The organism is uncultured Sunxiuqinia sp. (assembly GCF_963974515.1).
In the GTDB taxonomy this organism is placed as follows: domain Bacteria; phylum Bacteroidota; class Bacteroidia; order Bacteroidales; family Prolixibacteraceae; genus Sunxiuqinia.
Genome location: NZ_CAXBDD010000002.1, coordinates 20,124 through 35,558 on the forward strand (window position 1 = coordinate 20,124; position 15,435 = coordinate 35,558).

Sequence of the window (15,435 nt, forward strand, 5' to 3'; positions counted from 1 at the left end):
CAGCTTGCAAGAACTACCGGAACAGCCTTAAAGCCTAAACTCGGCTTACGTAATTTTGCGTAGCCGAATGAGCAAAAGAACTACCGAACATTAAAGTACCCGGATTTTATCGCATAAAGAACCAAGGCCACCGTATTTCTCGATTGGGTTTTATCCAATAAATTCTGCCGATGCTTTTCAACGGTTCGTTTGCTAATTTGAAGCGCTTTGGCTATTTCAGTATTGGAAAGCCCACGGCATATCAAACCCAGAATCTCCATTTCCCTGTCGGTGATCACCAGATTGTCTTTTGCTCTCTCCTGCTTATTGAGGTGCCTGACCAACAGTTGAATAATTTCCTGAGAGAAATAATTCTTGCCGCCCGCAACCTCTTCAATGGCTCTCTTTACGGTGGCGAATTTTGAATTCTTCAGCAGAAAACCATCAGCGCCTGACTCAATCATACTGGTATAGTAATTTTCATCTGAATACATGGAAAGCGCAATGATCTTCATTTCCGGGTTAATTTCCCTGGCCAATTTCGCCGCTTCCATTCCATTCATTACCGGCATTTCAATATCGAGCAGAACAAGATCCACCGGATGCTGACGAAGACTTTCAATAAATTGCTGACCATTCTCCGCCTCATAAATTTCTTCTATCAAGTCCCACTCGGACAATAAGAGTTTTAACCCTTCTCGGAATAAGTCATGGTCATCGACCAAAAAAAGCTTCAGTCTTTTCATTCAACCGGAATTTTTAAAGTGATGATGAAACCACTGTCAGGCGAGGTATTAATTTGATATTGACCTTTGAGTAGTTTAATTCTCGAGAAAATGTTCTCCATGCCCATCCCCGTAATCACCTTCTCTTGCAAACGATTATCCAGATCAAAGCCCGAACCGTCATCTTTGTAGGTTAATAAAATAACCTGCTGCTCTTCGATAATATCGACCCTGATGTAACTTGGGGCACCATGAGTTATGCTATTATTGATCAACTCGCAAACAATCCGGTAAACATTGATCTCCAGGTTGCGGTGAAACCGACGTTCACTAAAATTCGAATTGATCTCAAACTGAATTTGTGATCCTTCCAACAGCGGGCTTGTGGTTGCCTTGATCGCTTTGATTAATCCATAATTTTCGAGGATGTGCGGACTTAAGAGGTTGGATATTTCTTTAAGGGAGGTAATCGCTTCATCGGTCGCCAGGCTGGAGCGTTCAATAATCCGTCGGTTCGGTTGTTCCATGCTATCCTGATCAATTGCACTCAACGACATTTTGATCGATGATAAAACAGGCCCAAGTCCATCGTGTAGCTCGCGGGCAAAGGCTTGACGCGCTTTGTCTTCCGCTTCCAGAACTGCCGCAAGTGTTTTCTTCTCATTGTCAAGGCGTAGCTGTTCAATCTGATCCTGAAGATTGAATATTTTTTTGATGAAAATGACCCCAATGAATAGCAATCCAGAAATGAGCACTCCGATCCAACTGTTGATTTCTTCTTGTTGAAACAGTCTTGATTCCCAAAAAAGAGTTGAAAAGTCGAACAAACGCCGCAGTGCCATCAAGACTAAGCCCGATGAAATTAGAATCCACGATACGCTGTAGCGCGTCCGGCGGATTAAACTGATGGCATAAACCGTGGCTCCCAGCTGAAAGAGTATGGAAAGCACTAACGCAAATTTTAGCATGGTTAAAAAAATTAAATAATCAAACAAAAGTGCAAATTTAGGGCAGTGAAAAGATACAAATTATATAATTTTTTTTTGGAAATGTACCTGACTTTTAAATCATGGCAATCGCTTACACAAAAATCAAACGAATCAACCCTCAAAACCCATAGGCAGACAAAAAATGGTTTATTACTCCCAAGCGGATTCCCCTCAAAACAGTATAAGAGGTCGCCGAATCCGACAGTAAAAATGCCACACTTAGCCGTGGCTAAGTGCCCTGGTGATCGATGAACTGCAAGATACTATTAGAAACTACCTGTTGGATGGCTATATTGTTCTGATGGGCGACTGGGTAAGTTTTCTGTTAAATTTGAATTGCGAAGGGGCCGAAACGGAATCGGAATGCACAACCGATCAACTTCAATCGGTCAACATCCGTTTCAGGCCAGGGACCGAGCGTGGACAATCAGTAAATTAAGATAAGTTTGCTGAACGCTAAACACCTGCACCCCTGATGTGGTAGATTTCACGACCCTTCTCTCCTCCTTGGTAAAGGCCTTTGTCAATAATCACCTGAGAAACAAGATGAGGAATCTTTCTGATAGACTGTGAAGAGCGTTACTCGGAGCAAAAAATACTTGTTCTTTTTTCAGATAGGTGCTGAACTTTTGGGTGGGAATCGCTGGTGATTATTCCGGGAACAGCGCAGGATGGTCTAGACTAAGTTATGGACATTGCCTTAGTTTCCAGAAAGCGGTGTCATTAATATCAATAATCGGAGTTTGATATCTTTTGGTGTTTTATGCTATATTTACCGTGGAATACCAAATTAAACTAAAAACTCAACGGATGAAAACAGTATTACTTCTCGTGTTTGTACTGGCGTTTATTAACGCCGAAGGTCAGTCGTCGCATCAGCAACAACGAAAACTTCCCATTAGGGAAGGCGGACAAACAATTGATCCCGGAAATATACCCGAATCACTCCACGCAAGTGATACCACGTGGAGCCAAACCACAGGTCCTGAAAAGGCGATGCCTGGCAATAATTTTGGTGGTACCGCCAGCGGTATTGAAATCGGATCAAGTGCAGCGTTAGTGAGAAAGAAGCCAGGAAGAACAAAATATGCCAACATCACCTTGAAAAGAGGTGCTTCGCAAGAGAACATGCCGATCAATAGCAATAAGCTGGTTACTGCTGTGGCCAAAGATGCAAATCTAACCAAGGTTGATGCCGGAAATGCTTTAAATTCAATATTTTCGAGCCTGTCGGAATCACTAAGCAATGGAGATCACCTACAGTTAATTCATTTTGGAGAGAATGGAAACACTCCCGGTTTATCTAACGAAAGTAACGCACGTCTAGCCGATTTGAAAAAATTAGCCGATGAATTGGTCAACCTGGTAGCCGATGAGGCAAAATTAACCAAGACTGATGCCGGAAATGCCTTGAATGCTTTTGTAGCAAACGTATCTAATACCATACGGGGCAACAGTCCTGCTTCCAGTAATGGGAAGCTGTCAAAAGCAAAAGTGACGCAAAACCATCAACTGCTTGTAACCGTGTCAGAATATAAAGCCTTGAGTTTTTCCTTGGGCGATCCTGATGATGACGGTGATGGTGTACTCGATGTTACGGCCATTGCTACTGATCCGCAAGATTCAGATGGCGATGGTTATGGTGATAGATAAATCCGGTAGGGTTATACACCAGCCCATGATTGCTCCGGCTCATCTCTTGTTTTTCAAAATTGAATCGTCATTAAGGGCAATTTCTTATTAAATATTGAATTGTCCCATTTTTACAGGTGATACTTCATACGCGCATGAGTAGCTCGATCAGTTCTTTAAGTTGCCTATGTGCAAAATCACCTTTGACTTTATCCGGATAATGCCCAATCCCCACAAATAGCGATAGAGGAGCATTATTCGACTGTGCCCCGGATAAAATTTACAGTTTTCAGGAAGATGCATGTTTGCTTTTTGATAACTACCTGTATTTGCTTTCCCGCAATTCGTTGAAATACCCCCAGTAATTGGGATGGCAGGCTTTCGTTTCCCACGCTAACTTTGCTGACTCGACAAACAGTAATTTATAGTTCATAATTTTTTTCAGGATGAAAAGAAGGCTTTGGGGAACAGTTGTGGTCTTGGTAATAACAGTCGCTGTTGTTTTTGCACAGCAGAACAATCAGGTGATAGCAGGACATATTCAGGATGCAAATAAAAAGCCGGTTGCCTTCGCTTCTGTTTTTTTGAAGGGAACAACCTATGGCATTACAAGCGACAAAAGTGGAGACTACTGCCTGGCAGTTCCAGCTGGAGACTATACGCTGGTTGCTTCGGCTATTGGTTTCAAGACGAATGAAATCAGTATTTCGGTAGACGGGCAAAGCCGGTTGGTTCAGCATATCATACTCGAAGAAGAGGTCGCTGAAATAGAGGAAGTACAGGTTACCGCTAAAACCATTGTACAACAAGCGCGTGAACGGGCCTTTAATATTTCGGCCATCGATGCCAGTCAACTCCACAACACCACAGCCAGTATCAATGAAGTACTAAATCGCACAACAGGCGTCCGGGTGCGGCAGTCGGGCGGAATGGGCTCCGGGTTCAATTTTTCGATCAATGGCTTTTCCGGTAACCAGGTGAAGTTTTTTATCGATGGGATTCCGCTGGAGAACTTTGGTTCAGCCCTTTCTTTCGATAATATACCGGTGAATATGGCCGAGCGAATTGAAGTCTATAAAGGCGTGGTTCCGGTAAGCCTTGGGGCCGATGCCTTGGGTGGGGCTGTTAACGTGATCACTAACCAAAAAAGCAAGGATTACCTGGATGTGTCGTATAGCCTGGGATCGTTTAACAGCCATAAGGCGTCCGCCAACTTCAGACAAAGTTCAAAAAACGGCTTTACCGTGAACACAAACGCCTTTGTCAACTATTCAGACAACAACTATGGTGTGGACCTGAGCATTGCCGATCCAAACACCGGCGTTTATGGTCCGGTACAGGAATACAAGCATTTTCACGACGGCTACAAATCGGCGACAATTAAAGCCGAAGTCGGCGTTTTGGGCAAATCCTATGCCGATCGGCTGCTTGTTGGGCTGATGGTTTCCGGTAATGAAAAGGAGATCCAGCAGGGGTCCAATATGCAGCGGGTGGTTGGCGAGGCGTTTACCGACGGGAAAAGTATAACGCCTACCATCAGGTTCGAAAAGGAAGATTTTTTGACTGACGGACTTGCCCTGAAAATGCATTCCTCGTACTACCTTGCTGAAAACCGGTCGGTTGATACCAGCTCGGTTGTTTACGACTGGACGGGGAATTCCACATCCCGCAATTACGGTGACAATGCCAGACAGGGGGAATTGGGAGAAAAGACAATCTACCTATACAACGAACGCAATTGGCTGATCAACACCAACCTGATCTACCGGTTGTCGGGAAACCAGCTGTTCACCTTCAACCACGTGCACAACGACTATGTGCGGGATGAAGAAGACGAATACAATCCCGATAAATATGGTTTGAATTCACCATCTATTTCGAAGCACGTCGGCGGACTTGAGTACAAACTAACGTCGCACGACAAGCGTCTGTCGGTATCCGTCTTCGGAAAATTGTTTCTCATGAACAATCAACTGGTGATTGGCGATACGGTTACCATCTCATCCTCCATCCAAAATCCAGGATACGGAATCGCTGCTGCATGGCACTTATCTCCGAAGTGGCAGGCCAAGGCCTCGTACGAACGAACCAGTCGGTTGCCTTCTCCTGCCGAGATCCTTGGCGATGGGCTAAACATCAACAGTAACCCCAATTTAAAGGCCGAACAAAGCAATAACCTGAATGTTGGCTTGGCATTTATCCAAACAAATCCGCGAAACCAGCTAAATGCCGAGGCCGGCTTTGTGTACCGCGATGCTTCCGATTTTATTCGCAATACAATTGATGGTGCCAAGACAGTTTACGAAAACCTGAGCAGCGTGCGTGGCACGGGTGCTGAAGCTTCGTTCCGTTACAAGCAGGGCGGGTGGTTTACTTTTGAAGTAAACGGAACCTGGCAAAAGCTGGTCAATACCGATCAATACGTCCCCGGAACACAGCAAATAAATGATACTTACCAGCAACAGGTCCCCAACATCCCGTACCTTTTCGGAAATGCCAACATGGGTTTTAACTTCCGGGAATTGCTTCGCAACGATGACCGGCTCTTTATTACTTTGAGCTGCAATTACGTGGAAGCCTTTTACCTCTATTGGCCCAAATATGGCAGTCCCGATAATAAGCGGTCTATTCCGCAGCAGATTACGGGAAATATTGGCTTGGCCTATTTGCTGAATAACGGAAAGTACAATATCAGCTTTGATTGCCAGAACTTTACGGACACCAAGGTGTACGATTACTACAACATTCAAAAGCCGGGCCGTTCGTTCGTGATCAAGTTGCGTTACTTTTTACAATGATTCATCCAATCAGATAATTGCAAATAATAATCACTAAAAATGTTTAAATCATGAAAAATACAATCTCTCAAATGAAATGGTACCTGGTGTGCCTTGTGATCATTCCTGTCATGATCTCCTGCGACAAAGACGACGATGTTATTGATGATGGCGCGGACGGAACAGATGAAAACTTCGGATATATTTTCTCGCTCAGAACCCAGGGAGCCGATGGAACCTCCGATTATGTCTGGAAACTTGACAGCTTGGAACAATTGATATCGGGCGAACTGTCGGTTGAAGGCCTGGGTATTGAACAGGCTGGTTGGAATTATTATTTTGGCTTGAAAAACTCATTCTTCAGCATCAACTATGGTGATGAAGGAACAATCGCCTACAGCTTGGATGCTGCCGGAAATATACAGCAAACCGGTAATTTTTATGCCGATCGGCTCGATTGCATGGGTATTGCCGACGAAGAGAACATGATTGGAATAGGCGCTCCATGGGGAGGTGGCAGCTACGATTGCGAGTTTATGGTGATCAATGCCGAATCAAAATCAATCACCAGCCGCCAGTTTAACAGCATGTCCATGCAGCATGGCGATGTCAAGCTCAACTTATGGCCGACCGGAGCTGTCGTACGGGGCGACAAGATTTATGTGCCTTATTACCCTCTACATGGTGAAACCTGGAAGACACCTGTTATGGATACAGCCTATATCGCGGTTTATGCGTATCCTTCGCTTGATTATGTGACTACCTTGAAAGACGAGCGCACTGCACCGATTGGCATGTATGGTTCACAACCCTGTATCTCGGTAACTGAAGAAGGAGATATTTATACCTTCTCCACTGGATCGTATGCTTCCGGTTACACGCAAACAGGTAGTCCTTCCGGTATTCTGCGCATTAAAAATGGAGAAGACAATTTTGATGCGGATTATTTCATCAATTTCGAAGAAAGCCCTGTTGCAGGACGAATTGTATTTGGAAATTATTTAGGTGATGGGAAAGCACTCGTCCGATACATCCCCGTGGAAACCGATGATGAAATTAAAACCGTATGGGCGGCAACAAACGATCATGTATACGCCTTTGAAATGGCCATTGTCGATCTGGAAAGCAAAACGGTTACGCCGGTAGACGGCATTCCTGTCCATGGAGGTGGTTGGTCAAGAGGCGCCTTTATTGAGGATGGTATTGCTTATCATGATATTGCTACGGAAAGTGAAGTCAGGATGTATGCTATTGACATTGATAAGGCGACAGCTGTGAAAGGAGCGCTTATCAATGGAGCTACCGTTCCATTGGTATATAAAATTGATTATTAGAAATTCCAGATGTTACACCTGTTGATTGTGATGCAACAGGTGTAGCTTTTCTTGTTACACAAAGGAAAAAAATCACTGCTCCAACTCCTGCACGCGTTTTTCCAACGAATTTACCTTCAGGTAGAGTTCCTCCACTTTTTCAAGCAGTAAGCGGTTCAGCAAAACCAAGCTAAGCTCACTCCCACCCGATTCCATGAACGCTTTCAGCTCATCGGGAAATTCGCCATCCAAAAGCGTGGAGGAATCAACAATCACGTCCGCAGCATGAAGCTTGCCAACAGCCTGCAGTCTTTCCTGCGAGCGATCGGCTCCAATAAAAACATCACCCGTTTTACCCGAAACCAATAGTGAAACGGGCTCGCTCTCTTCGGATTTTGAATCCGTTTTTCCAAGCAACAAATCTCCATTTTCTGAGTCAAACCCCAAAAAGCCCGTTACCGAACTTATTCCGTGAGTGCCTTGGCCTGCTTCAAACAAAATCCGGCTATCACGGCCTGTAAGAGAAAGGATTGCATCTTGAAGCTGTATATCTCCATTAAACCAAGAGGTTCCACTTACCTGGAAACGGGCATTTCTCAGATCGTTAATCGAGCCAACTAACGTATTTCCCTTCTCCGAAATCATCAAGGGAAACTTCCATACGTCGCCATCATAATAGGAAAAGGATAAGGCATGGGGAACATCTTGTTTATGTGATATTTGCCAAAGCTTAGGTACATCCTCATCGCTTTTTAGTTCCAAGGCCGAGAAAGAATAGCCACTTCCTTTTCCCTGAACGGAGAGAAAATTCCCTTCCACTTGCAGCCTTCCATAAAACGTACTGATCTGGTCGCTGGTAGCCTGAAAAATCTTGGTCTTCTTCATCCCATCCGAAAAATCAATTACAAATGGTTTGAAAGCGCCTTTGCCCCTTTTCTGCAAGCGGATGCCAAACTGACGCTCCGAGGGATAGTTCTGGTTATACAGGTCAAGAAATTCGACACCCATCGAGTCCGATTCGTTCATTAATGCCAGCGTTGATTCGAAAGGTGTTTTATTGGGCGAATTGATTTGCAGAATGGAATAGTAGCCTTTATCGCGTTGGAGATCCAGCACCTGAACATTTTCATCTCCTATTTGGTATTGCGAAACCGAATAACTACCCGACGTAAATACCGATACACTGTCAGCGGAAACCGCTTCTTCTGACCTATTCGCAATTTTATTTGAAGACGATTTGGCTCCAATTGTTTGAGCTTGCGCGATCGCAGCTAAAAATAGAAACGCAAAAAATAAACAACGATATTTCATACTGGATTCCCTTTAATTGCACAAAAACCGAAGCGCTTTTTAGCAATCAGGTGTTGAAACCAAAATCGCTTCGAATCTCCGGCCGATTTGCTAGTTTGATTTCAGGAGAACCCCATTGGTCGAGTACCCCTCCTCACTTCGGATCCGGTAAAGATACGTTCCCGGGGGCAAGTCTCCAATACTCAACATGTTTTCGCCCGCCACCAGATCTTTCCGGTACAACGCCTGCCCCATCGTGTCGATGAGCTCCAAATGTGCTGCCGTATCGGTTTTCACTTTTAGGTGATGGTGAAAAGGATTGGGGTAAACCAAAACCATAGGCTTATTGCTCCAATCCTCGATTCCAACGGTAAGCAGGGGATGGACGGTCCAGTTGGTGGAAGAACCATCAGCAGCAATTACCTGAAAGGTTTGTTCGCCGCTGCTAAAGTCAAACACACCGCTTTCGGGTATGCTTGTCGTTGCTCCGTAACTTAGTTTTAAGTGGTAAGGTATTGTCAAAGAAGCGCTGCTTCCGGCTTGCATAAAAAAAATTGTTTGTTGCTCCCAGTCCACCAGCTCACTTTCCAGCTTATCCATTCCGGTTGAAAACACTTTTTTGTTATTCATCGGTATTCCATCGACTTTGACTCCGCCTAAAGCCGAAATTTCAGATAGTGACAAGACATAATTCCGCAACTGAAGGGCGCTGGCATAAATTTCGGCTGTTTCGAAGTCTTCATCGGCAAAAAACAACAAGCCATGTTTCCCATGATAAGCCATGTTGTTGAACGCAGTCCAACGCGATCCGCTAATCTCCACATCTCCAAGATGTTTTCCATCCAAGTATTTTCGCACCACGTTACCATCATGCACAAATACGACCCGGTGCCATTCGTCAAAAGTAAACTCGCCATGGTATTCGCCATAGGTGCCCATGCTGGCATCGGGAGCGATAAAAAAATCGGCATCATTCAAATTGTCTGGACTGGTCTGAATGAGACTGATGTAACCACCACTGTCTTTCGCTTCAATATAAATATCCATGATAACCGAATAGCTGAAGTCAACGGCTCCGGAATCTTCCATCATAAAATTATCGTAGGCAAACAGCCCGTTATTTGGGTCGTAAGCCGGAATTTTGGCCACTACCGTATCTTTCCCTGCAATTTTCGAAATACCAAAATCACTTGTTAATCCAAACTCAACGAGTTGAAGTTGTCCTCCTTCTCCTACAAAACTTTTTAAACGAGAGCCAATACCTGTATTTTCCAAGTTCCGTTTCTTAAAATCCCAGTTTCCGGTGGTTTCCGCTTTGGGATAGGTTGATACCGGATTGTGCCCACACACGTAGAGCTGGGCCACATAAGGCCGGTCGGTTTCAACGCCATCAACTCCCAGGTCTGCAAATTCTTTGATCCTGCCTTCACTATTAATGGTATAGACCCAAATCTTTGCACCGGCAGCATGGGCATGTTCAATAAATTGCAACGACCATTCCCTTTCAAATAGTACTTTATCTTCTGCCAATTCAAACACCTGACATCCAAGAGCTGTGCGTTCATCAAACCAATTCTTGTTCTCTGGCGAATCCGGATCTGGTCCAAACCATACCCAAGGAGAATCAGGGCAATACTGATGGAACGTGTTTGCTGATTCGAGGCTTGTAATGGCGGGCATCATCCGGCTTGGATCCACTTGGGCATCAGCCAGTGTGTTCGCCAGGGCTTTCGCATCAAAATCTTTAACATCCAGGTAAAGAAACGCATCGTATTTTTGAGCTATTTTCAAGGCATCCGCTAATGATGGTACCGTTATCCCTTTGAAAAAACTTGCTTTCCAATCGCCTGCGTCAAGTCCGGAGAGTTGTTCAAACGTATTGTCAGCCACAACCCCTTCACCTTTGGTTGTCCGCGCAATGGTGTATGGATCGTGATGCAGGACGTAAACGCCGTCGCCTGAAATGGCCACATCAACCTCGCAATACTTGATTCCCCGCTTAAAGGCTTCTTCGATGGCAAGTAAGGTATTTTCAGGATAAAACTCAGAGTATCCCCGGTGCGCTACCGCTGTGAAATTACAGTCAGGAAACTCAACCGGACTTTGCACGGTTTGGGCCAACCCAATGAATGAACCCGGAAAAAGAATCAGGAAGCAGAGTAGTCTCATGTTAAGGTTTGGGACGATTGTGTTTATTCATAATGTTGCGCATCAGCGGAAAATAGAAACGATAGAAGAATTCATCTTCGCCAAACGTCCCTTTCCTCCCTTTCAAAATTGAACTGAAATGTTGAATTCCCTTCAAACGACTGGTTGATAGATCTACCGGTTTGCTGCTGAAATCGCCACACAAATAGTAGAACGAATAATCAGGTGCCTGGTGCATCAGAATTGCCGGAAAACGATCAGAAATTCCAAGCTGGTTCAATTTTGATTTTCCTTGATCTGTCAGGTGTAACTGGTAAGCCGAGATGGCGTGGTTGATCGAATCATTGTACTCAATCACATCAAACCAATAAGGAAACTCCTGCAATGGGGGTAGTTTCAGTCGATTCAGACCATAGGCGAATGTTTTTATTTCAGGCATCGCAGCGTTCAGGTCATTTTTTTCAGATAAAACCACCATGCGCCCATCTTCGTGAACCAGGATAATCCCCGCCCCATGAAAATCCCATGCCTCTTGGTAATTTTCGCTATACAAATGAATTACCCAAGCCGGCAATGTTTCGCTCTCCGGATTCAATGACTCAAAATATTTTCCAGTCCATCCAGTCCAATGGATCCCTGCTTCTTCTTGAAATTGTCGACGACTTACTCTCGAAGTTGGCGCTTGAAGCACATTAAATTCAGCAATGATGGTTTTCCCTTCTTTTTTCATTTTTCGAAACAAAGAAATGTCGCTGGAACTCAGTCCCCCATAAATCAGCCCCGATCCTTCGCTTTCAGTTTCAGAAGCGTAAACGCCATACGTGTCGGCAAACATCAAAACATCTGTTTGCCGACTTAATGAATCTAGTTGTAGCTCGGACAATTGATCGAAATCGTTGAACCGGTGATTTCCGGTTTTATCAGAAAATACGCCCCAATAGTCATTTGATTTGTCATAGGGTGTCCCATCCTGTTTTCTGATTTGTTGGTTCTGGAGAACCCAAAAGAAAGCGTTGTGGGCCAGGCGTTCATCGGAAGCATCTGTTTTATCGAGGTAAGCCACGTTGACCATTTTTGCAGGCGTTACTTTCCAACTCATTTTCATGATCAGGAGAATAACCAAAGGGAATAGAATAATGACGCCTGCTAGAACCCCAAAAAAGACTCTTTTCCTAACCTGCTTGACAAACGATAAGCTCATATTCCTAGAATTTACGAATGTAGGTAATTGAAGTATTTAGCTGGTTGCCTTTCTGGTCCTTTTCAAACTCTTGATTGATAAAGGATGCGGAAAGCCCAATCACATTAAACCGCTTTATACTTTTTCTCAACCCCAAGCCAACATGAGCTGATTTTAGCCGGTAGTCGCTTACGTAGCTTTGCAATGAAACAGCATCATCGGGCGAAAGTCCATAGCCAAAGCTGAATTTCCAATAGTCATCGGCCCCGCCAAAATAATAGCGAGTAGTCATGGTGTACGAGTGGGATACTTGCTGATTTCCAGGAACCAGGTAAGTTTTTAGGTTGAACCAATAATTTTTGTAATATTTACCCACACTGGCCACATAAATCCAAGTATTGCTGCTAAAATGCAGGAACCGCGTACCTGCCTCAGCTTCAAAGCTTTTAGGCAGACTAAAATACAGCGATAGGCCAGCCCTAAACCGGGGGAAAACAGCCGAATGATCGGACAAGCCGACATTCATGTATGCATTGATATTTTTGAACAAACGAGGATAAGCATCAACTTCGTATTGAAAAGCCTGGTTTCCAAAACGTTCACCCCAATTGATACGGCCAATAACAGAACCAACTTTGGTGTACCGGCCATAATCAATTCCCACAATGTGCCAGGGACTTTCGTGCAAATGATCCGGATACTTCTGATTAAACCAACTGAAATCATGCGAAATGCTGATCTTATTTTTGGCAGAATCATAACGAATATTGCTTAGTAATGAACGGGCATCCTGATTTTTGGGATAACGCTCAACTAACGCTTCGGCGACTTGGTATGCATCATCAAACCGCTTCATGTTATTCAGGATTCTGGCCTTCTTCAATAACAATCCTTCCGAATTGGGATGTTCAGACAGACCTTCATTACAATACTCCAACGCTGCCTGATCATTGTCATTCCAATATTCCAGATCGGTGATTGCCATGGACGCATCTTCGTGTCCCGGATAGCGCTCCAAAACGTACTGAAACGATTCACGGGCCTCTTTCACCCGATCGGTCCAGGTGTAAATTCGCCCCAAAAAGATTCGAATATCGCTGTAATCAGGACTCTTTTGAAGTGCCTGCATCGAAAGCTCGATTGCTTTGGGATAATCATCTTCGTCAAAAGCAGCTTTCCGGGCGAGCACGAATAGTTCGTCCGAAGTATAATCCGTCTGTGCATTGACTTTTTGAGTAGCTCCTTGTGAAACAAATAAAAAGAGCGCAAATGTTACGGTGATTATTCTGTTCATGCTGTTCCTGTTTTTTACGGCTTACCCAATTGAACCAAAGGTGGCGAATAGCCCGAAATCAGTGAATCCGGATATAGCCTTTTTCCTTGTACCAACTGCGTATTTCTATTCTTAAATCGTTGCATTTCCAAACTCAAACGATCGGTTATTTCCAGATCATCTTCATCAACCAAAGTCATATGCGGACCAAGACGATAGATCTTGTCGCCATTGAGAAAGTATTCGCCGGAAACCAAATCGCTTATCGCTGTTTTAGTCTGCATCAGAGGGAATGTATTTTTGTTCGAGAATACCAGCGTTGAATCCAGTCCAGCTCCCATCCAGCAATCAAGTCCGGGCATATCAAATTCAAATTCATTCTCAAGAAAGGCCGTCAAACTCGGCGTAAGGTCGAAGTGCGAAACCACGGAGGAAAACTTCGTTGGCCTTGCAACCAGCGGAGAATACACAATGAATGGCACATGGTAACGGTCAATTTTTGTTGTCATAGGAATTTCCGGCATCCGGTGATCGCCGGTTATGATGAAGATGGTATTTTCGAAAGAATCGCGTTTCCGATAGGTTTCAAAAAAACTTCTCAAGGCATCATCCATATACAAAACCGTTTCTAGCTGCTGCTGGTAAGTCCGGCACAAGCTTTCCATTTGCCCTTCAAGTTCGAGACTTGGTAAAATCTGATGGAACTTTTTCTGATATTGTTCCTGATTGTTGACCAGAAACGGGCTATGCGTTGCAACCGTTAATAAAACATTTACGCTGGGACTGTCATGGCCCGTATCGTCTAGCGCGTTAAAAAAGCGTCGATACAATTCGAAATCACCATATCCCCAAGAAAATCCGGAGGCATTGCCCGGCAATAATTCATATCCGGCGCCAAAGTTCGTTTTATCAATAATCTCGTCGCAGCCCTGTCTTTCCATAAACAATTTCATCTGGTCGAACTCGGAATCACCGGCGTACATAAACCTGGAATGATAGCCGTTGTGTTGCAACAAATTAATTAAGCTTTGATGCGGAGGCATCTCCTCTCCCATTTCGGCAAAACCATGTTCGCCAAACGGCAACGAAGCAAGCAAAGATGGCAAAACGGCAAACGTACGACCACTGGTGCTTAGGCAATTTTCCCAGTACAAGCTATGGTCGGACAAGGAATCCAGAAACGGAGTAAAACTTCCCATGTAGGCATCATCGTTGCTAAATGCGCGCCCAAGCCCTTCAATCACGATCATGACAATATCCGGCGGCGTATCCTTCTTTTTCAGGAAAGACGAAAATACATCAACCCTATTTTTCTCATGGAGGAAAGGGAACTGAACAGCATCGGGATAGACAAATTTATTCAACCATTTTTGCCCTGATTGACCATTGTAGCCCAAAAAAGAGTCGGCAAATAAGGGAAGGTTTTCGTCCTGCTCCCAACCGGAAAGATGATAGAATGCTTCGCGGTAAAAATGGGCCGATTTGTTTATCGCAGAATGATCTAAAAACTCCGAGCCAAACGCTGCTTTGGGGTTGGCAGGGGCTATTCCGACAAAAAAGAAACTTAAAAAACTAATAGCCAAAAGGCCATAAATCACCTTTGCGGGGAGTTTCAGATACCTCGGAACAAAAGTGAAGGCAAGTACAATCAGTGCAATTCCGATCATCAGTCCAATGGTCATAGGTCCGGTTATGGCAGCACCGGCTGTCTGGCGAATCTCTTGAAGTGAATAATGAAAAAGGTCGGCTCCAAGTGGATTAAGGACAGTTGAAAAATATTGTCCCAGCAGGCCGTGCCCCAATACCACCAAACTAAACAAGGCAACCGCAACGACCCTTGCCAGCCGGATTGACAACCAACAACAGGCCAGAAAAATGACAAAAAGTATGGGAACAATGAAAAGCCAATAAATCAGATCGAAATAAAATGCGCTGGCATAATAGTTCCAATCGCTTTCTTCCGGAAGGAGCTGCGAAATATTACCGCTAAAAATCTCGAAGATTCGCAGCAACAACAACAGGCTTAGCAGAACAACCGCATATCCGCCAAACCAGCGAGTCAAATCTTTAAAAATATTGCTTTTTCGTTCTTTTGATTTCATCCTTATAAATTTTCAATCTTGCTTCAT

General features: G+C 44.3%; 10 protein-coding genes. 3 read left to right on the top strand and 7 right to left on the bottom strand.

What is annotated here, in order from left to right; genetic code table 11:
• Window positions 1-80 precede the first annotated feature (80 nt).
• Window positions 81-725: a response regulator transcription factor gene (locus tag AAC033_RS00800; RefSeq protein ID WP_339734340.1), complete on the bottom strand. Its 645-nt coding sequence runs from the start codon at window positions 723-725 to the stop codon at window positions 81-83.
• Window positions 722-1,672 carry a histidine kinase gene (locus AAC033_RS00805; RefSeq protein ID WP_339734342.1) on the bottom strand — a complete coding sequence of 317 codons (951 nt, stop codon included), beginning with the start codon at window positions 1,670-1,672 and terminating at the stop codon, window positions 722-724. Before AAC033_RS00805 ends, AAC033_RS00800 begins: the two co-directional genes overlap by 4 nt.
• 831 nt (window positions 1,673-2,503) lie before the next feature.
• Here AAC033_RS00805 and AAC033_RS00810 point away from each other — a divergent pair.
• From AAC033_RS00810 to AAC033_RS00820, 3 genes are all read left to right on the top strand, one after another.
• A complete protein-coding gene (locus AAC033_RS00810) occupies window positions 2,504-3,346 on the top strand; it encodes an HU family DNA-binding protein (protein ID WP_339734344.1) in 843 nt (280 codons plus the stop codon).
• 425 nt (window positions 3,347-3,771) lie between these two features.
• Entirely contained in the window at window positions 3,772-6,123 is a 2,352-nt protein-coding gene (locus AAC033_RS00815) for a TonB-dependent receptor (protein ID WP_339734346.1), read from the top strand.
• A 50-nt stretch (window positions 6,124-6,173) separates the two neighbouring features.
• Entirely contained in the window at window positions 6,174-7,436 is a 1,263-nt protein-coding gene (locus tag AAC033_RS00820) for a DUF4374 domain-containing protein (protein WP_339734348.1), read from the top strand.
• A 72-nt stretch (window positions 7,437-7,508) separates the two neighbouring features.
• Here the strand turns inward: AAC033_RS00820 and AAC033_RS00825 are convergent, their stop codons facing one another.
• The 5 genes from AAC033_RS00825 to AAC033_RS00845 all read right to left on the bottom strand — a co-directional run bounded on the left by AAC033_RS00825 (window position 7,509) and on the right by AAC033_RS00845 (window position 15,408).
• Window positions 7,509-8,726, bottom strand: coding sequence for a hypothetical protein (locus AAC033_RS00825; RefSeq protein ID WP_339734350.1), 1,218 nt, complete (start codon window positions 8,724-8,726; stop codon window positions 7,509-7,511).
• A 90-nt stretch (window positions 8,727-8,816) separates the two neighbouring features.
• On the bottom strand, window positions 8,817-10,874 hold the full coding sequence (locus AAC033_RS00830) for a glycerophosphodiester phosphodiesterase family protein (RefSeq protein ID WP_339734352.1): 2,058 nt from the start codon (window positions 10,872-10,874) through the stop codon (window positions 8,817-8,819).
• 1 nt (window position 10,875) lies between these two features.
• On the bottom strand, window positions 10,876-12,054 hold the full coding sequence (locus tag AAC033_RS00835; protein ID WP_339734354.1) for a hypothetical protein: 1,179 nt from the start codon (window positions 12,052-12,054) through the stop codon (window positions 10,876-10,878).
• Window positions 12,055-12,058: 4 nt separating this feature from the next.
• Complete coding sequence (locus tag AAC033_RS00840; RefSeq protein ID WP_339734356.1) at window positions 12,059-13,327, bottom strand: YaiO family outer membrane beta-barrel protein; 1,269 nt, start codon at window positions 13,325-13,327, stop codon at window positions 12,059-12,061.
• 14 nt (window positions 13,328-13,341) lie between these two features.
• Entirely contained in the window at window positions 13,342-15,408 is a 2,067-nt protein-coding gene (locus AAC033_RS00845; RefSeq protein ID WP_339734358.1) for an LTA synthase family protein, read from the bottom strand.
• Window positions 15,409-15,435 lie beyond the last annotated feature (27 nt).